At 62.3% G+C, this 16,900-nt stretch carries 24 protein-coding genes and 1 pseudogene; 12 read left to right on the top strand and 13 right to left on the bottom strand.

Annotated features, from left to right (window positions below; translation table 11 throughout):
* Positions 1–131: 131 nt before the first annotated feature.
* The 3 genes from KBI52_RS13360 to KBI52_RS13350 all read left to right on the top strand — a co-directional run bounded on the left by KBI52_RS13360 (position 132) and on the right by KBI52_RS13350 (position 1,499).
* Positions 132–416, top strand: a complete 285-nt coding sequence (locus KBI52_RS13360) for a hypothetical protein (RefSeq protein ID WP_210808023.1) — start codon at positions 132–134, stop codon at positions 414–416.
* A 465-nt stretch (positions 417–881) separates the two neighbouring features.
* Positions 882–1,160 carry a SemiSWEET family sugar transporter gene (locus tag KBI52_RS13355; protein WP_210808021.1) on the top strand — a complete coding sequence of 93 codons (279 nt, stop codon included), beginning with the start codon at positions 882–884 and terminating at the stop codon, positions 1,158–1,160.
* A 3-nt stretch (positions 1,161–1,163) separates the two neighbouring features.
* On the top strand, positions 1,164–1,499 hold the full coding sequence (locus KBI52_RS13350; protein ID WP_210808019.1) for a SemiSWEET family sugar transporter: 336 nt from the start codon (positions 1,164–1,166) through the stop codon (positions 1,497–1,499).
* Here KBI52_RS13350 and KBI52_RS13345 read toward each other — a convergent pair.
* The 5 genes from KBI52_RS13345 to KBI52_RS13325 all read right to left on the bottom strand — a co-directional run bounded on the left by KBI52_RS13345 (position 1,470) and on the right by KBI52_RS13325 (position 5,597).
* The gene (locus tag KBI52_RS13345; protein ID WP_210808017.1) at positions 1,470–1,697 is read right to left on the bottom strand and encodes a hypothetical protein; all 228 of its coding nucleotides are present in this window, start codon (positions 1,695–1,697) and stop codon (positions 1,470–1,472) included. The genes KBI52_RS13350 and KBI52_RS13345 overlap by 30 nt on opposite strands.
* Before the next feature lie 238 nt (positions 1,698–1,935).
* A complete protein-coding gene (locus KBI52_RS13340; protein WP_210808015.1) occupies positions 1,936–3,204 on the bottom strand; it encodes a PHB depolymerase family esterase in 1,269 nt (422 codons plus the stop codon).
* Positions 3,205–3,312: 108 nt separating this feature from the next.
* Positions 3,313–3,732, bottom strand: coding sequence for a CopG family transcriptional regulator (locus KBI52_RS13335; RefSeq protein WP_210808014.1), 420 nt, complete (start codon positions 3,730–3,732; stop codon positions 3,313–3,315).
* Between the two features lie 371 nt (positions 3,733–4,103).
* Positions 4,104–4,301, bottom strand: a complete 198-nt coding sequence (locus KBI52_RS13330) for a hypothetical protein (protein WP_210808012.1) — start codon at positions 4,299–4,301, stop codon at positions 4,104–4,106.
* Between the two features lie 120 nt (positions 4,302–4,421).
* Positions 4,422–5,597 (bottom strand): YihY/virulence factor BrkB family protein, encoded by a 1,176-nt coding sequence (locus tag KBI52_RS13325; protein WP_210808010.1) that lies wholly within the window; start codon positions 5,595–5,597, stop codon positions 4,422–4,424.
* Between the two features lie 194 nt (positions 5,598–5,791).
* On the opposite strand from KBI52_RS13325, the gene KBI52_RS13320 reads away from it, so the two are divergent.
* From KBI52_RS13320 to KBI52_RS13310, 3 genes are all read left to right on the top strand, one after another.
* Positions 5,792–6,499, top strand: coding sequence for a sigma-70 family RNA polymerase sigma factor (locus tag KBI52_RS13320; RefSeq protein ID WP_210808008.1), 708 nt, complete (start codon positions 5,792–5,794; stop codon positions 6,497–6,499).
* 154 nt (positions 6,500–6,653) lie between these two features.
* Positions 6,654–6,902 carry a hypothetical protein gene (locus tag KBI52_RS13315; RefSeq protein WP_210808006.1) on the top strand — a complete coding sequence of 83 codons (249 nt, stop codon included), beginning with the start codon at positions 6,654–6,656 and terminating at the stop codon, positions 6,900–6,902.
* A gap of 18 nt (positions 6,903–6,920) precedes the next feature.
* The gene (locus tag KBI52_RS13310; protein ID WP_210808004.1) at positions 6,921–7,331 is read left to right on the top strand and encodes a hypothetical protein; all 411 of its coding nucleotides are present in this window, start codon (positions 6,921–6,923) and stop codon (positions 7,329–7,331) included.
* Positions 7,332–7,854: 523 nt separating this feature from the next.
* Here KBI52_RS13310 and KBI52_RS13305 read toward each other — a convergent pair.
* Positions 7,855–8,256 (bottom strand): response regulator, encoded by a 402-nt coding sequence (locus tag KBI52_RS13305; protein ID WP_210808002.1) that lies wholly within the window; start codon positions 8,254–8,256, stop codon positions 7,855–7,857.
* Positions 8,257–8,442: 186 nt separating this feature from the next.
* The gene (locus KBI52_RS13300) at positions 8,443–8,733 is read right to left on the bottom strand and encodes a hypothetical protein (protein WP_210808001.1); all 291 of its coding nucleotides are present in this window, start codon (positions 8,731–8,733) and stop codon (positions 8,443–8,445) included.
* Between the two features lie 570 nt (positions 8,734–9,303).
* On the opposite strand from KBI52_RS13300, the gene KBI52_RS13295 reads away from it, so the two are divergent.
* A complete protein-coding gene (locus tag KBI52_RS13295) occupies positions 9,304–9,462 on the top strand; it encodes a DUF1127 domain-containing protein (protein WP_114946324.1) in 159 nt (52 codons plus the stop codon).
* Positions 9,463–9,604: 142 nt separating this feature from the next.
* Here KBI52_RS13295 and KBI52_RS13290 read toward each other — a convergent pair whose 3' ends face one another.
* The gene (locus KBI52_RS13290) at positions 9,605–10,087 is read right to left on the bottom strand and encodes an RNA polymerase subunit sigma-70 (RefSeq protein WP_210808000.1); all 483 of its coding nucleotides are present in this window, start codon (positions 10,085–10,087) and stop codon (positions 9,605–9,607) included.
* 621 nt (positions 10,088–10,708) lie between these two features.
* Between KBI52_RS13290 and KBI52_RS32920 the strand changes: the two genes are divergently transcribed.
* On the top strand, positions 10,709–11,269 hold the full coding sequence (locus KBI52_RS32920) for a DUF72 domain-containing protein (protein WP_262266079.1): 561 nt from the start codon (positions 10,709–10,711) through the stop codon (positions 11,267–11,269).
* Here the strand turns inward: KBI52_RS32920 and KBI52_RS13275 are convergent.
* Both KBI52_RS13275 and KBI52_RS13270 read right to left on the bottom strand, forming a co-directional pair.
* The gene (locus KBI52_RS13275) at positions 11,253–11,975 is read right to left on the bottom strand and encodes a L,D-transpeptidase (protein ID WP_210807998.1); all 723 of its coding nucleotides are present in this window, start codon (positions 11,973–11,975) and stop codon (positions 11,253–11,255) included. The two genes, KBI52_RS32920 and KBI52_RS13275, sit on opposite strands and share 17 nt — an antisense overlap.
* Positions 11,976–12,008: 33 nt before the next feature.
* Entirely contained in the window at positions 12,009–12,332 is a 324-nt protein-coding gene (locus KBI52_RS13270; protein WP_210807996.1) for a hypothetical protein, read from the bottom strand.
* Positions 12,333–12,596: 264 nt separating this feature from the next.
* Between KBI52_RS13270 and KBI52_RS13265 the strand changes: the two genes are divergently transcribed.
* Together KBI52_RS13265 and KBI52_RS13260 are read left to right on the top strand one after the other, a co-directional pair.
* The gene (locus KBI52_RS13265) at positions 12,597–13,523 is read left to right on the top strand and encodes a manganese catalase family protein (protein ID WP_210807994.1); all 927 of its coding nucleotides are present in this window, start codon (positions 12,597–12,599) and stop codon (positions 13,521–13,523) included.
* Between the two features lie 142 nt (positions 13,524–13,665).
* On the top strand, positions 13,666–13,905 hold the full coding sequence (locus KBI52_RS13260) for a DUF2171 domain-containing protein (RefSeq protein WP_210807992.1): 240 nt from the start codon (positions 13,666–13,668) through the stop codon (positions 13,903–13,905).
* 163 nt (positions 13,906–14,068) lie between these two features.
* Here KBI52_RS13260 and KBI52_RS13255 read toward each other — a convergent pair whose 3' ends face one another.
* Together KBI52_RS13255 and KBI52_RS13250 are read right to left on the bottom strand one after the other, a co-directional pair.
* Positions 14,069–14,323, bottom strand: a complete 255-nt coding sequence (locus KBI52_RS13255) for a hypothetical protein (RefSeq protein ID WP_210807990.1) — start codon at positions 14,321–14,323, stop codon at positions 14,069–14,071.
* A gap of 117 nt (positions 14,324–14,440) precedes the next feature.
* Positions 14,441–14,842, bottom strand: a complete 402-nt coding sequence (locus tag KBI52_RS13250; RefSeq protein ID WP_210807988.1) for a hypothetical protein — start codon at positions 14,840–14,842, stop codon at positions 14,441–14,443.
* Positions 14,843–15,170: 328 nt separating this feature from the next.
* Here KBI52_RS13250 and KBI52_RS13245 point away from each other — a divergent pair, with 328 nt between their 5' ends.
* Together KBI52_RS13245 and KBI52_RS13240 are read left to right on the top strand one after the other, a co-directional pair.
* A complete protein-coding gene (locus KBI52_RS13245; protein ID WP_210807986.1) occupies positions 15,171–16,175 on the top strand; it encodes a DUF2332 domain-containing protein in 1,005 nt (334 codons plus the stop codon).
* An 88-nt stretch (positions 16,176–16,263) separates the two neighbouring features.
* Positions 16,264–16,644 (top strand): MFS transporter, encoded by a 381-nt coding sequence (locus tag KBI52_RS13240; protein WP_210807984.1) that lies wholly within the window; start codon positions 16,264–16,266, stop codon positions 16,642–16,644.
* 97 nt (positions 16,645–16,741) lie between these two features.
* On the opposite strand, the pseudogene KBI52_RS13235 reads toward KBI52_RS13240, so the two are convergent.
* Positions 16,742–16,900 (bottom strand): annotated as a pseudogene (locus KBI52_RS13235) (DDE-type integrase/transposase/recombinase); the annotation flags it as partial.

The following is a 16,900-nucleotide window of genomic DNA, read 5'->3' as shown; positions in this document are numbered from 1 at the left end:
CCACGGCCGCAGGAGCGTGGCAGAGGGGACGAGAAGTCCAAAGGCTGGGCTGCTCCAGCCTTGGCCGTGAGAGGAACGTGGGCGTCCGGTCAACGTTGATCCAGAGCCCTTTTGGCCGAAAGAGGAACATGATGCTCAATATGCTCCAGGTCTTCACGATCACCAGTCTCGCTGCGGTGAACGCGGCTCTCGCTCAGGCTACGCCGCCCGGCTCGCCCGCCGCTCCGGCAGCGACGGACGACGGCGGTGCCTCCTGGCTCTGGATCATCATCGGCTTGGCGATCATTGCCGGCCTCGTTTGGTACTTCATGCGCGGGCGGTCACGGACGACACCTGTCGGCACGACCGGCAGCTCACCCACCTCCGGGACGACCACGGGCCGCACCAACGTGTACGACAACGACAGGCCCAAGTAGGTCGCGTTTCAAAGCGGAAACGCCCTGAAGCCGAACCGCACGGGTGATGGCTGATGCGGTCCTGCCCGGACTGTCGGTGCGAGCGTCGCTGCCTGAGAGGCGGGGTTGCCGGGCGGGTACTCTGCCGCCGCCTTAGGGAACGTGCGCCAAATCGGCAGCATGCAGGCCTCGCCCACACCAAGGACGAGGGCCACGCCGTAGATGAAGATCACCCGTAAGAAGCTCTCATCGATCTCACTCGAAGCTCCGTACCGACCACCTGATGATCTGCGGAGGAACATTGATGAGGATGTGCGATTGAGTCACTGCGGAGGCAACCTGCGTTCGGGCAGGTCTCCTTGACGGGCTTCCGCGGCCTGGGCCCTGTTCAGCGGTTGGAACGGGCTCCTTGTCTGTAAGGCCGCCTTTCCTGGAACCCGTGCCCCTCGGATCGGTTGATGACGTTCACCGGACGGGGAGCGGAACATGCAGACATGGTGGCTGACGGCGCTAGGCTTGGCGGCGGGGCTATGCACCAGCCTCAGCTTCGTGCCGCAGGTGCTCAAGGCTTGGCGCGAGGGCGACACCGAGGCAATCTCCAAGCGCATGTACGTGGCATCGCTGATCGCTTACGGCCTCTGGATCGTGCACGGGCTGATGATCGAAAGCACGCCTGTCATCCTGTTCAATGCCGTCAATGTCGTCTTCGCAGGCCTCATCCTGGTGCTGAAGCTGCGGAGCCTCAGGGGAGCGGGAGCACGCTGAGCCATGGAGGTATCCCTCGCCACCCTGATTGGATCTGCCGCCGGCTGCATCGGCCTCTACAGCCTCATCCCGCAGGTCGTGAAATGCTGCCGGACCGGCGACGTCGCGGCCATTTCCCTGCGCATGTTCGCGGTGCGCACCTTCGGGCTGCTGCTCTGGACGGTTTACGGATTCGCCCTCGGTAGCCTACCCGTGCTGGTCTTCAGCGCCCTTGGCTTGGTGCTGAGTATGGTCATCCTGGTCCTTAAAGTCCGCGGCTCCCGCACGCAATCAGCCGGAGAGCTGCCGCCAGAGCGGCAGCAAGGGGCTTCAGATACTGCTGAAGCCATCGCGCGTTGAGTCCCAGATGACGGTGCGGCCCCTCACAGGTTCATCCACCAGCACCTGAACTCTCCTGCCGTGACTGGCGGTTCGGGAAGCGAGTTTGACGCCCGCCCGGATGGCTTCGGGCAAGGCGGGGCAGCGGGCGAGAATGATCTCGCTGCTGACCACGACCCAGAGGCCGCTGATCGGCTGTATCACGAAGTAGTCGTCCAACGCCCCGCCCCGACAAGACCGGCTGAGATGTCGCAGCGGGACATTGGGTCAAGGCCCCTTCGATATCCGGCTTGGGCCAGCCCCTGCCAGAAGTTGACGTTCCGCCGTAGTAAACTCTGGAACGCCGTGCCTGTGAGACGAGAACTAGCCTCGCCGGGCGCAGTCCAGACCTCCCTGTATGGGAGATCTGGATTCGGAGCCCGCCAGTCCTCGTCGTGGTCTGGCGGGCTCTTTGTGCTTACACGGGAGATGCCGCGGACGGTTTCGGGTGCTCCAGGAAGAAGCGCATCATCTCGCGGCTGGCATCCGGTCCCTTGGGTTCGGTGTAGGACCCACTCGAACTTCCGCCGGACCAGGCATGCCCTGCGCCGTGCAGAACCCAATGCTCGAGCATCGGATGGCCGCTGTCATCACACGCAACCGTGCGGGTATAGCGGATCCCGCTGGGAGCCTGCCCGCGGCTGACCGTTGTCTGGAGATCCGAACCCGCCCGCGACTGAGCAATGACTTGCTCCCCGTTCACGGGGTTCACGGTCGTGTCGCGATCGCCATGGAACACGATGGTCGGCACGGGCTGCTTGGCCCCAATGTGATGAGGTGCCCCGCCCTGCCGCATGGCAGCAAACGCCGACGGCATGTCACGCGCGGCCCCACACGCCAGCCCGGAGTGGACGCCCACGGCCGCATAGAGATCTGGATAAGCCGAGCCCATGATTGCGGCTGCTGCCCCGCCGGCGGAGAGCCCGGCGACATAGACGCGTCCGGGTTCAACAGAATAGTCACGCATAATCTGACGCGTGATACCGGCGATCAGCGACGGCTCACCGCGATCCCGCTGCTGATCGGCCGCGTTGAACCAGTTCCAGCACTTGGACACGTTGGCGGACTGGGCCTGTGCCGGGTAGGCCACCAGAAACGTCTGCTCCTCAGCCAACTCGTTCATCTGCGTGCCGGCGGCAAAATCATCCGGCGATTGGGTGCAGCCGTGCAGCATCACCACGAGCGGCACAGGCTGACCCGTGTAGCCGCTCGGGATGTAAAGCTTGTACGTCCTGCTTCCCGCTTCATTAGCGAACATCCGCTCTTCGAAGCGGGCGCCCTCCGGCAGCGGGGCCAGAGCACGGGCTGAACCAGGTCCAACAAATCCATCTAACCCAAGCGCGGAGCCGGGTTGGCCCATGCGGTCGAGGAAGCCTCGGAGCGCTTCCGGCACCTGAGGCTGACCCGACGCTCCGGCGAGACCACCAAGAGGATGAGAGGCACGGTGTGGGAAGTCGAACTTTGGCGGGGTCCACGCCCCTTCTGCGGAAGATGGCGGCACCATATCGATGACGCGAGAGAAATGCGCTGCTGCGGGTTTGTCTTCATCTCCCCTGGCGCTGCTTGACGTCGTTGCGGGATGGGCACCTGCAAGCCTTCCCTGAAGAAGTGCCATGGCTTCTGCGAGCCGGCCTTCGCGGGTCAGGCGGGTGGCCTCGAGCATGTCGATGTTCGGTTGTGCGTTCATGGGTTCGGTCCTGTTGTGAGGTGAAGCGGGGCAAAGCGGGACCTGCCCCTTCCGGTCGGGAAGGGTTGGGCAGGCTCGAGAGACGGTGGGACGGGTGCTACCCGGTAGTCAGCGCATGCGGTCCTTGAGTGCCTCTTTCACGGCCGGACTGGCATGCAAGGCGCCGAGGACGTGAAGGGAGGCGATCGTCTGCTGGGCAAGTTCGGGCGTGACATCACCAGCGATACTGGCAAGACCCAGAACCTGGATGTGCAGCACTCCGCCAGCCGCTTGCACAGCCTCCAGGTCCTGGCGGCTGTAGTGGCGCAGGCCCAGGTCGAGTTGGTGGCGGTCGACCGACTTCTTGACGGCGTCGTTGTGCCGATCGAGCTGGTTGCGAATGGCGGTCCGAATGAAGTCGGTCCGGTTGGAGTAGAAACCCTCCTGGACGAGGAGATCGATATGGCCAAGGTCGACATAGCCCAGGTTGATCGTGATCTTCTCACTATCACTGGCCTTGGGCCGAAGTTCATGCACGTTATTAACCATCTCTACCATCCTGTTGCCATCCACGTAGATGGTAAGTGGAGGCCTAATGTGGCGAGTTCAAGCCCCAGCCCTGATCATTCCCTCAACGCGGCATCATATGCGTCAGCCTCTCATGAAGCAGCCGCACTCGCTCAGGAGAGGAAGAGCCACATGGGCCAGAGGTTCTGTCCACAGTGTTCCTGCGATGCAGCCTCTGTCCTGAGCTTCGCCACGAATGACGGGTGCTTCGCCGCCGCTGTTCAGTGCCACGTCTGCGGCTTCGAAAAGCCCACTGATGGTGACTTCGAGGACGAGCAGACCGCCCGCGAGGCCGCAACCCATGCTTGGTTGGAGGGCACGAAGCCCCTCCCCTCACCTCCTCCCATTTGATTTCAGCGCTTATCTCCCACCACGAGGATGCTGATGTGCAGCTTCCAGAGCTCGCGCTTGAGCACCGCTAGGCGATCAGGCGGCAGCTCTGACCCAAACATCTGGTCAAACTCGTCCCTGGTGAGATAGCCGCGTTTTCTCGCCTGCTTCAGCAGGCGCCAGGACTCTGGATTGGACAGATCAAACAGCAGCTCAGGCATGAGCATCTCCGGCTGATCGTGTGATGGTACTGCAGCCGGAATCCTCCGCAAGGAAAGGTGCGCGAACCACAGCGTCCTGCACTCGTGGCCTGGAATGCGGTTGAGGAACTGGCCCAGGTTCTAGGCCTTCGCCGGCCCCAACGTATCGGCCATGGTGGCGCCGCGGGCGCCCATGGGCTTCTCGGGCCCTCGGGTGGTGTCCTTCGCCGTCTGGTGCTCCATCTCGGCGTTGAGCTCAGCCCCGAGCAGCACGACCACGCTCGAGATCCAGATCCAGGTCATGAAGCCGATCACGGCCCCGAGCGAGCCATAGGTCTCGTTGTAGCTGCCGAAGTTCGCCACGTACCAGGAGAACAGCATCGACACCACGAGCCAAAGCACCGCCGCCACGATGCCGCCAGGCGTGACCCACTTCCATTCGGCCTTGTCGCGGCTTGGGCCATAGCGGTACAGCACCGCCAGCCCGAGGATCACCACAGCGAGGAGGACCGGCCAGCGCGCCAGGGCGAGCAGCCGTTCGAGCCCGCTGCCGAGACCAACGAAGTCGAGGACAATCGGCAGGACCACGATACCGGCCAGGGCGAGGAGAATGAACCCGACAGCCGCCAGCGTGAAGGTGAGCGACTCGAGGTTCAGCTTCACGAAGCTTCGCTTCTCCTCCTCGTCGTAGACGATGTTGAGCGCGTCGAAGATCGCCTTCATGCCGGCGTTGGCACTCCACAGCGACACCCCGAGGCCGATGATGAAGCTGAGGCCGAGGGTGCCCTCGCCTGCCGACGCGATGCGAACCACCTGCTCCCGGATGATGTCGAGGGCACCGCTTGGCAGGACGCCGGAGAGGGCTCCGAGGTGGTCCTGGATCGTGGCCGGGTCGGCAAACAGGCCGTAGACGGAGACCAGGGCCGCCAAGGCCGGGAACAAGGCCAGCAGGGCGTAGTAGGTCACGCCGGCGGCAACCGACATCAGACGATCCTGGCCGAACTCCTCGTAGGTGCGCCACAGGATGTCCTTCCACCCCTTGGCTGGGATCTGGGTAGGGGTGGCGGCCTCTCTTCCCCTGCCCGGCTCCGAGGCTGCGGCTGCTGGGGCATGCTGGCTGGCGTCCTGCGCTCCGGCCTCTCGGCCAGTGTGCTCGGTACGACCTGGATCCTGGGCTGGGATCCTCGTGGTCGCCCTGCTGCCCCCAGCCACAAGCCGGACCAGGACCATGCCGGCCGCGGCAGCCACCAGGGTGGATGTCATGGACGGAGCGGGACGCTTCTGGGGATCCTGGGACGGAGGGAGTGCGGCGGGCATGATGGATGTCGAACTCTGAGGCGTACTGACGGAGCAGGCTTGGCCGTTAGGTAACCGCAACCTCGCGAGGTATGTTCCACTGTGGCTGGCTCCAGCTCTGGCAGCTCGGCGCTCCTGCGCCACGGCGGATGCACTCCCGCAGCCTGTCGGTACGGGCGGTTGAAAACGATCCCGCCCGCGACATCTGTCGGGGCATGACAAGCACCGTTTCCGCTACCTCGCCCCCATACACCAATCCCATGCTCGATGCCGCCGTCCAAGCCCATCTCGGCACCCAGCTGCGGGTTCTCTACGGCGATCCCGTGGAGATCAAAATGCCGCGGCGCCTCGCCCAGCTCGCCGACCGCGTCGCCCAAGTCATCCGTGCCCATACAGAGCCCGTGGACCAGGCCTTCGTCGACGGCATCATGGCCAGCCTGAAGCCGCTGCAGGCCTTCGCGATCTCCCTCACCCGTGACGTCCACCAGGCCGAGGACCTCGTGCAGGAGACGGTTCTGAAGGCCATCAGCAAGCAGGAGAAGTTCGAAGCCGGCACGAACCTGCAGGCCTGGCTCTTCACCATCCTGCGCAACCTGTTCTTCTCCAGCCACCGCAAGATCCAGCGCGAGGTGGAGGATGCGGACGGTGCCCATGCGGCGACACTCGTCACGATCCCGGACCAGGAGGACCGTATCGTCGTCCAGGATCTTGAAGCCGCGCTCGCCAAGCTGCCGCGGGAGCAGCGCGAGGCCATCCTGCTCGTCACCGCCGAGGGCATGGCCTACGAGGAGGCGGCCGAGGCGCTCGGCGTGAAGGTCGGGACACTCAAGAGCCGGGTGAACCGGGCCCGGAACCGGCTGGCCGAACTCATGGGGCTCTTGGGGGCCGACGGCATTGCCGCCGGACGCCATGCCGGCTCCTGATCAGGGGTCGGCTCAAAACCACGCCTTGAGTGCTCTCTGCCCATGGTTCATCCATCGCGGCTCTCAGGTCAGTTCTCGAATAAGCCGGGATCCGGTTCCTGAATGATGGAAGGCCTGGTGTTCGTCTCAATGCGACGGAAAGGCAGATATCGAGATGACCTACAGGCTCTTCCGGCTCGCTCCCGGCAGCTATGACGTGCTGCTCAATGGGGTGATCATCGCCAGCCTGGTCCAAAGTGGCCCAACCAATGGCGCCACATGGACAGTGGAGCTTCTGGTGGATCTGCCCCCAGAGGAAATGCCGGCTCCCTTCACAGAGGCAGAACACACGTTCGGCAGCCTGGAAGAGGCCCGGCAGTGGCTTGGAGGAGCGGAGCTCCAGGACACGAAGATTCAAGGTTAGGACCAGGGAGCCTCGGCAATGCCAAAACAGATTCATTTGCTTCGAGATGAGCAGGTGGATCGGGATGAAGCTCTTGAGGCCTACCTCCTCGAGCACATTGCCGGCTTACGGGAGTACGATGCGGCCCAGCATAGAGCTTTCGGCCAGTTGCAAGAGGATGCGTACGCACGCCATCCCGATCCCACGCCAGACGATATCGCCGCGGCTGAAGCGGCGGAGGCCGCCCTCCCGTCCAGGAAGAGGACAGAGGTTCAATTGCGCAGAAGCTTTGCTCCTTTGGCCTCTCACATTCCAACGGAGATCAAGCGCAAACGGAAACGCTTCGTCCAGCAGGGTCAGCGGGCCTGGAACAGAGCCAACCCGACACCTCTGACATGGGAGCTGGAGCGAACGCTCACGGCAGAATTCATGAAAACTTATCAACGCTGATTGCCAGAAGGGCACGCCCTTTCGAGAGCCGTTTCGTGCATCGCCTCAAGAGCCACTGCTTTTGGTCGTGGCTAAGCTTGGGAACCTACTATCCAGACAAGTCGTTCGTGGCTGCTTCGGCCTGCTCCAACTCGTCGTCGGCTGTCATGCGCACCAGCGGCTCGTCCTCCACCACTAAGACCACAGGCGGGACGCTAAATTCAGGAGGTCTCATTCACGTCACTGCCGGCTGTGGCTGACGGGTGGCCTTCTCAGCCGGCACGAGAACTTCAAGGCCGCACCAAGTCTTCGGCATGAAGGTGACACAGCGCGGCAGGGCATCGGGTTCTACGCCAGGGTCACCTCTAACAAAGAGGCTACAATCGGCGCCGGTCGTGACCCTCTCGATCCGCAGAAGGTTCCAAGCCAATAAGCGACTTACGCTCAGTCCATGAAGAGGTCTGAGTTCAACGCCGAAAGACACCCAGTTCCCCAACCTTCCATCCTTCGGGGGCGCTGCTGATCCGTCCTTGCCTTCGTATGCTCATGCTGCGTACGCTGCCGCCTCCTCAGGCGCAATCCGTCGAACCAGTTGGCTGATCACACCGGCAAGTTGATGCGGACAGTAAGGCGTGCGCAGGCACGGAGCCCCGCTGACCTTCTCGGCGTCCCGCAGCCTGAATGGCACGCGTGAGGTGTAGATCACCTTAAGGTCGGGATCGGACACACGGGCGTCCTTAGCCAGGCAGAGGCGGGCACCTGCCTGCCCGAGATCGGTGTCGATGACCAGAACACTGATGCGCCGGTTCGTGCGAAGCAGATGCCCGGCCTCCCCCACAGAGCCGGTCAGGAGCACTTCATACCCGTAGCCGACTAGGCTGCTGGCGGTTGTCATTCCGGCCAGCCGATCACCGGAAACAAGCAGACCGAGAGGCTGTCGGCTCATGAGGAAATACCCTGGACGGAGCGCGCGAAGACGCCCTCGGGAACGGAAAGGTTGTTCGGAAATCAGACCCGCGGGTGTGCTGTGATCGGCCTGCTGGGATCATGGTGGCCAACAGGGTTCACTAGAGGTTAACCACCCCTGCCCTGCAGGAGCTGGATAGCCGGGAAAACGCTGTGGCCGTGTCCGTCAGCCCTCCGGCTGCGTGCTCTCTCCAGGGGCACCGGACGCCTCAAGCCGTTCCTGAGCGGCTTTGAGGGCGGCCTCCTTCCAGACGAGCGCAAGAGCCTCGCCAAGGTCGTCGTTGGCCCGCTGCAGCGCCTGCTCTCGGATGTTACGGGCTAGGTCGAGGATGTGCTGCTCCATGGCCTCCTCGCCGGAAGCCGAGCCGACATGCATCAGGCTCAGGTCCGCGGCCATCGTGCCGTACGTCTCACCTGCCTTTCGCGCTGCCTCACGCCTGTCGGCGTCTGTTTCCATGGCGGTCACCTACCCCGTGCGCACAAACTCCGCGTTGAAGATAATCCGCGAAAGGAGAAAGCGCTCCGCTGCGGTCGCTCAGAAGCGTCTCCGCGGCGCCCGCAGCTGCTGGCCCCGCGGGGTCGCTTCATCAAGGCGCCGCATTCATAAGCTCAAGCTGAAACCCTGCGCGAGGCAGAACATTAGCCCGTTGAGGGCCGTTCACATCTCCGGCCTTCAGGACTAGGAGGCCTCCTCACCTACTGGCAATGGCGGGTGGGGAGGCCCTTTCTTCATCATCTCGGACCCTGCCACGACCGTCAAACCTCTTGGAGACGGCGATACGCGTGGATAGGCTCAGCGCAAGACCAGCAGATCTTGTTCCAGCTCCAACAAGCATTCGGGCCTGACGAATTCGGCAGCTTAGGATCCAGTTACGTCCTCATACGGCTAGGCTCGATATGCACTTAGAGCATAACTCCCCTCCATAGTGGCGACTGCTCATTTGAGCGTCGCAACCCCATATCATCCTCATCACAGACAATGGAAAAAACCTCGGTGGTCGAGGCAGTTAGTACCTAAAGGCATAGTATGTTCGTAACCTACATTCTCTCCCAAATCCGCGCGTATCTGCGTTACCGCAAGACGGTTCGTGAGCTGTCGCATCTCAGCGACCGTGAGCTCAACGACCTTGGCATCGTGCGGTACGACATTGACTCCATCGCACGCAATTCTGCCGCTGCTGCCTGACCCGCTTCAGCTTCGTCAGAGATGTCGAGCCCGCCCTCTGGCGGGCTTCTGCGTTTCTGGGCCCCACAGAAACAATAGGAGCAGGACCCAAAGATCCTGCCCCTTTGAAATCACGCCACCGGCAATCCCGGCGCCGCTGTGCCTATCGCTGTTCGGACCTGGGCGGCGAACTCAGGAAGTCCTCAATGGAGAGCTGCGCCGCATTTCGTGGTCTTGGCTTTGGGCGACGTGCGGCCTCCTCTGGTGGAGCCATACTCTTACGCATGCTCACAGGAACGCTCTCGGCCCGTGCCTTTTCCATGCGTGCCTTGGCCTGGTCGCGCGACACCGCTTCCTCGGACTTCGGATCGTCCTGCAGCCATTTCCCGTGCTTGAGAACTTCGTTCACGCGGCCCTGGTTGACGCCCAGCTGAAACGCAATTTCCTGCTGGGTCATCTCAGTGGTCTGGTTGAGCTCGATGATCCGCCTCGCCAACTCAGGCGTCATCTTCTTGCCGGCAATCCGCCGCCCGACTCTGACCGTCCGATTGGTCCGATCACGCTCCTTGAGCTTCTCCAGGACAGCGAGGGCCATGTTCATGCCCTGCTCCCGCAATGCGGTCTCGAACTCCTTGAGAGTGGTCAAACGGCATACTCCTCGAAAGCCGGATCCAATCGCGGAGGTGCCGATCGTGGCTGGGGCGCCGGCGGAGAAGGGTACGAGGTCGAGTACTTCGCCAGGAAACACGGCATCAGTGTTGTGCAGGCTGAGGAGTTGATCAAAGAGCACGGGAACAACCGCGAGAAGCTGGATGCGGCCGCTGGGAAGCTCAAGCGAGGCTAACCCCTGGCAGCCCGGTGCCCAGAACCTGAGTATGAGTGAGCGCCGCATCTTTGTTGGGGCCGCCGCCTGGGCGATCCCAAAGGCACACCAAGATGCCTTCCCAAATGAAGGCAGCCATCTGGTGCGATAGGCGAACCGGTTTGACGGCGTCGAAATCAACTCGTCCTTCAATCGGCCTCATCGCTCATCGACCTACCAGCGCTGGGCCGGCGATGTCCCGGAACCCTTGCAGCGGTTCCTGGGCGAAATCACCGGACTGGGTGACAAGCTCAGACCAGTCCTCATCCAGCTTCCCCCAAGTCTAAATTCGACCCTGATGCAGCCGAAGCGTTCTTCCGGACTCTCCTCGATTCCTTTGGCGGCGATATCGTCTGCGAGCCCCGGCACGCAACGTAGTTTACGGCCGACGTCGACGAATTCCTCATAGAGCGGCAGGTCGCGCGGGTCGCAGCCGACCCTCAGCCGCACCCGGATGCGAAGCGGCCGGGCGGATGGCACGGACTTGCGTACTATCGCCTGCATGGCTCGCCGCAGATGTACTATTCATCCCACTGCGACGAGGACTTCACCCGGATCGCTCGGGAACTCAGAAAGCGTGAGGCGGAGGGTACGCGGACTTGGTGCATCTTCGATAACACGGCGGAATTTGCCGCGACGGCAAACGTCCTCGCGCCGCAGCCCTCGCCCAATGATGAAGCAGGTGTGACGGGCAGGCTCTTTCTACCGCGGGCCAAGCCGTTCACTGCTCCCGCACTGTTCGCTCAAGTTCCGCCTGCTCAATCTTCTGCAGCAGGGCCTCGATGTCACGTGGCAGGGACTGCCGCATGGTATCCTCATAGATTTGCTTTAGGTCCCGACCTATGCAGAGCAGGAGATTGCGGTCTGAGAGACGAGGGTATCGCCAATGTTCTGTCTTTTCGCTCAACGGCTTTCACTCCTCTGCCATGCGTCACAGCGATCGGCACCGTCACGACAAGACGATGACCTGGGTTCCCTTGGGCGCGCGCTGATAGAGGTGGATCACATCCTGGTTGACCATGCGGATGCAGCCGGACGACACGTTGGTGCCGATCGTCTCAGGCTCGGTCGTACCGTGGATGCGATAGCCGGTGTCCCCGCCGTCTGCAAAGAGATACACCGCCCTCGCCCCAAGCGGGCTTGTCGGGCCTCCTGGAACACCCCGCCCGCGTGACGTTGCCACAAGTTGCGAGCGGATCTCCGGATCACGGGCGACCATCTCCTTCGGGGGCACCCAATCCGGCCAGCTGCGCCGCATATTGATTTTTGCGGTCCCCGACCAGCCGAAGCCCTCACGGCCGACGCCAACGCCGTAACGGGTCGCTTGTCCTGGGGCCTCGACAAAATAGAGGTGACGCGAGGCCGGATCGACGACCGCGGTGCCGGGCTCCTCCGTCCCGAGGTATTCCACCTGCTGTCTCAAGTAAGCCGGGTTTACCTGGGCATAGTTGAACTCGTTCACTGGAGCAGGCTCGCCGGGATAGCCTGCGTAGACGACCGAATAGTTGGGCTTGCTGATGGTAAGGCCGCTGAGGCCTCGGCGTGAGCCGGAAGCATCGAGCAATCCGCCGAAGAGCGGTCCACCCATGGAGAATCCAGAGCAACCGGCAAGGGAAACGGAGCCGGCCGCAAGGCCGAGCGAAAGCAACGAGCGGCGCGAGATCGTGGACATGGGCTCACTCCAGACGATACAAGAACGGATGGGCTACTGCTCGGTGAAGAAGGTCAGCACAACCTTGCCCTTGTCGCTGAGGAGACAGACAAAGCGGTTGGGCTTGTCGGTCTTGTCACGCTGGAGATAGGCGTCGCCCAGGACCACCATCTTGATTGGTGTGTCGCCGACCTTGGTGTTGGCCTTGGAGACGGCGAGCGATTCCATGTCCAGCGTGATCTGGTCGAGCGAAGGCGAGCGCTCCTTGATCGCGGCCAAGCCTGACAGCCGGCATGCCTCAACCTCGGCCAGAACCTGAGCGAGGGCGGATGAAGACGCGACGAGAGACGTCGCAAGAACTGCGAAAGCAAGCCGCATGGGACAACCTCGGTGGGGAAGTGATGCCGGTCATCGTCGAAGCCGGCATGTGAGGAAAAGCCCTGGCTGAGCCCGGCAGTTCCTGACGCAGCAACGGTTTGCGCCTCCGTCGAGCCTCTTCCGCACAACACGGTTAGCGCATAGTTAACAAGAGAGGCGACAGCATTCCCAAGCCTCAGCCGTTCTCGCTTGGCGGCCTAATCCTGGAACCTACGCACCGCTCCCCCGTTGGCCCCGGTAACCCCGTCATACTGGAGAGCCCGAATGTTCTTGCGCGTCGATAAGCTGCAAGTCGATCTGCCTGCGCCCAAGCGGCAGGACCCGAACGCTGCCGCAGCCCTCCAGGAACTCCTGGGTGGCAAGTACGGCGAGATGTCCACCCTCGGGAACTACATGTTCCAGAGCTTCAACTTCCGCTCCAAGAGCAAGCTGCGGCCCTTCTACAGCCTGGTCGCGGCGATCACCGCCGAGGAGCTCGGCCATGTGGAACTGGTCAGCAACGGCGTCGCCATGCTGAACAACGGGCCGGATGACGCCAACGACGATGAGACTGACGGTGGCGACATCTCCGGTGCGCCGTTCGAGGACATGAAGGACATCCGCCTCGCGGCAGCCTTTTTGTCAGGCGGTGGCGGCGCGATGCCGGTCAACAGCAACGGCCAATCGTGGAACAACGACTTCATCACCACGACCGGCAACGTCGTGCTCGATCTCCTGCACAACTTCCATCTCGAATGCGGCGCACGGCTGCACAAGCTGCGGGTCTACGAGACGCTCACCGATCCGACCGGACGCGAAGTGTGCGGCTATCTCCTCGTCCGTGGCTCCGTGCATGCCCACGCATACGCGCTCGCCCTGAAGAAGATCACAGGCGTCGAGATCGAGAAGATGCTGCCGACCCCCAATATCCCGCTCGGCAACATCCCGGAATGCCAGAAGTACCTGGACGAAGGCTCCCACAGGCGCCTCTACACCTTCAGCCCTGACGATTACAAGGAAATGGCTGGTATCTGGGGCAACGGCGAGGTGGCCCTGCCCGACGATCCGCCTGGCGAACTGACGGTGGTCGACGGCATGCCAGACGGTGGCAAGATCCATCAGCTCACGGGCGTCCCGTCGGCCTTCACCCCGGATTATGCGCCCGAGGAGATGTTCGAGATCGCCACCAAGCTCTACAAGGCGTCGCGATAGATGACGCTGCTCGGCGCAACTCTCCAAGTGGGGCAGGAAACGGACGAGATTTTCACCTGTCCCGCTGAGGCTCGCATCAATCCCGAGGCAGGCTAGAAGCCACCGAGCGCATCAGATCTTCCCCACAGGAGGTTACACATCAATGGCAGACGCATCTGAGATCCAAGAACACATGGAGGTGGTCGGCTCCGACCAAGAGCACGTCGGCACGGTCGACCACGTTGAAGGACAGCGCATTAAGCTGGCGAAGTCAGATCCAACGGCCGGCGGTGAACACCACTACCTGCATCTTGATTCCGTCGCGACGTTTGAAGGCGGCAAGGTGGTCCTCAACCGCACTGGCGCTCAGGCGCGTGACGAATGGGGTGTTCGTGAAGTCTGACCTCACTCCGAGGCGATCCTGAGATTCTGCGCCGCTAAGACGAGAATGAACCCAATGAAGGGCGCTGTCGCCGGCGCCCTTCATGCATTTGGAGGATACCTCTAGCTTGGAGCAAGAGCCGCGATGACGTCGACAGCACCCTCACGAGGCCTATGTCGGTGGTCTAGCAGCCCAGACGCCGAACATTGGCGCGAACTTTCTTACGGTAACCTTCGACCACGTGATGAACTGTACCGCCCGCCACGATGGTCGCGGCCGCCTCGGCGCAAGCGTTGACCTTTTCTGTCACCATCAGAATATTTTCAGCAGGCGAGCCCTGGCCCATGGCCATCTGCGACAGACGTGCCCAGATCACGGACTGGGACTCCATGGTGAGCATGGTCGTGTCGGTCGCCAGCTTCATCCAAGACAGAAACATCATCATCCTCCGAGCGGTGTCAGGCAGCAGGTCTCCAACTCCAAGCTCGGCAATTAGATCCATAGGCGACGACTGTCTTTTGATGTTGATTACCTGTAATCGCTCGCACCGAGCCTCTCAGGCTGCATGCATCTCATGCTCATTAAAACAAAGTCTGCTTGAGATCTGCCCGATGACCCCGGCGAGCTGATGCGGATGGTACGGCATCTGCAAGCAAGGGGCGTCGCTGACCTTCTCCCGCTCGGGAAGCTTGGACGGCGCACCACAGGTGTAGATCACACGAATGCTCGGGTTGGACCGGCGGGCAGCTTGTGCCAGTGCCATGCCCTTAGAGATCGTCTCGGGCGCCACGTCGACGACCAGGACGCTCACCCTCTGATTCATGAGCACGAGGTCGAGCGCCTCCTCGACGCTGCCCGCCATCAGCACATCGTAGCCGTACCCCTCGAGACCAGCTCTTATGAGCGCCCCGGTGCGGCGATCTGCGGGAATGAGAAGGACGAGCGGTTGTCTGGCCATCTCTGACGCTCCCGAAGACAGCAGGATCAGACTCTATGGTTAACAGACGCTTAGTTCTGCAACCCGGTCGGCTCCAAGCAACAGAACAGCCGAGGCGTGCCGCGTCTCCACAATAGGAGAGCATAAGGTTTTGTGGGGCAGGTCGGAAGCGCTTGAGGGCAGCTCTACTGACGGGCAAGTAACGGGTTGATGGCAGGCTCCTGAAACTGGTTTATTACCGGGTGCCCCACACCTCCTCATGCTCCCCAACTTGGGTGTCATACAAATGAACTGGGCGTGATAGAGTGGCTTCGACAAGCGGTTTTGTCCCGACAGGGAGCGTTTCGTCATGACCACCGCAATCGCAGAGACTTACCGCCGCTTCGCCCGGGAGGAGGCCCGGGGTCGCTCACCGCTGTATGAGGCGCTCACCGAGAGTATCGCAGACGACCCGGACATGCTCGCGCATCTCGCCGATCTGCCTCCGGCGAAGCAGCAGCCCAACCTCCTTCTTGCCGCTGTACGTCACGTCACCGGCGTGCCGGGGGGCTGGGCTGACTTTCGTCGCAATGCGCTCGCGCATTGGGGTGAGATCCGCACCGTAATCATGGAACGGTCGACGCAGACCAACGAGGCTGGACGTTGCGCAGCCCTCCTGCCGGTCCTTGCATTGCTCCCGCAGCCCCTCGCCCTTCTCGAAGTTGGCACGTCGGCTGGCCTCTGCCTGCTGCCTGACCGCTATGCTTACGACTACGGCGTCCAAGTGCTCAGGCCAGCTGACATGACGGCAGACACTCCGGTTTTTCCGTGTCGCGCGGATGAGGCCACGCCTGTGCCCAAGATCTTGCCTCGTGTGGTTTGGCGGGCCGGCTCGGACATTCGCCCGCTTGACGTCAGGGACGCCGATCAAATGGCCTGGCTTGAGACGCTCGTCTGGCCCGAGCAGTCGGATCGGCTGGCGCGCCTACGCGCTGCCGTGCAGGTCGCCCGCGCAGCCCCGCCTTCCATCATGCAAGGAGACCTCACCCGGGATCTCCCCCTGCTCGTGAAGGAAGCTCCCCGTGACACAACTCTGGTGGTGTTTCACACAGCCGTGCTCGCTTACGTGCCTGAGCAAGCTCAACGTGACGCGTTCGCCGCGCAGGCGCTCTCGTTGTGCGACTATTGGATCAGCAACGAGGAGCCGAGTGTTTTCCCAGGCATCGCAGCGAAGACCGATCGCGAGTTGCGCCCGCCCCTCTTCATGTTGGCTGTGAATGGGCAACCTGTCGCTGCAGCCCATCCCCATGGTGCGACCCTCGACTGGATTGCTGATCCGCCCCCGGCAAACGATCGAAGGAAGAGCACCATGTGATCTCTAGCACCCGCCAGTCGGCGCGCAGTCTTCACGTGTGACGTTCGTATCAGCCTCAGGACGTATGTGTGAGATCCATGCACGTGATGTGTTTACGCACCTGCCGTCGAGCGTCTTCCTGATCCTGACTGCTTTCGCGCCGACGATCTGGATCGCATTCGGGCTGCTGATCCTCCGGAGCCTGCTGTCCCAGATGGATGTTCCGACCCGCTCCTCGTACGTCCTGGCTGTCGTCCGGCCGGAGGAGCGGCCCGCCGCGGCGAGCGTGACGGCGGCGCCCCGCAGCCTGGCCTCCGCCGTCGCGCCGCTCCTGTCCGGATGGCTGCTGACGGTGTCACCTTTCGGCTGGCCGCTTGTTCTCGCGGGAGCCTTGAAGGCAGCCTACGACCTCCTGCGGACAATCCTTCAGAGCAAGACGCCGGCAGGGCGCACCAAGCGGCACTGTTGCAGCAACTTGAAAAGGGCATAATGAACTCCATCAAACGGGTCGTTCAAGCCGCAAGGCCGAAGAGTTGATTGACGAGACGGACTTCGCCTGTCGCTCGATGTTTCCGCGGGATGCAATGACCGCGGCGGATCATGCGCATGGTTTCAAAACCCTTCAAAGTCGCGGCGGCGGTTTTCATCGTCCGGAAGCCGCGTGTCGGACGAATGACGCGTTTGAGCGCGCCGTGATCCGCCTCAAGAATGTTGTTCAAATATTTCGAGGTCCGATGCTCGACATC

It is taken from the genome of Microvirga sp. HBU67558, from assembly GCF_018069605.1.
GTDB classification, from domain to species: domain Bacteria; phylum Pseudomonadota; class Alphaproteobacteria; order Rhizobiales; family Beijerinckiaceae; genus Microvirga; species Microvirga terrae.
This window is presented reverse-complemented; position numbering and strand designations above follow the sequence as displayed.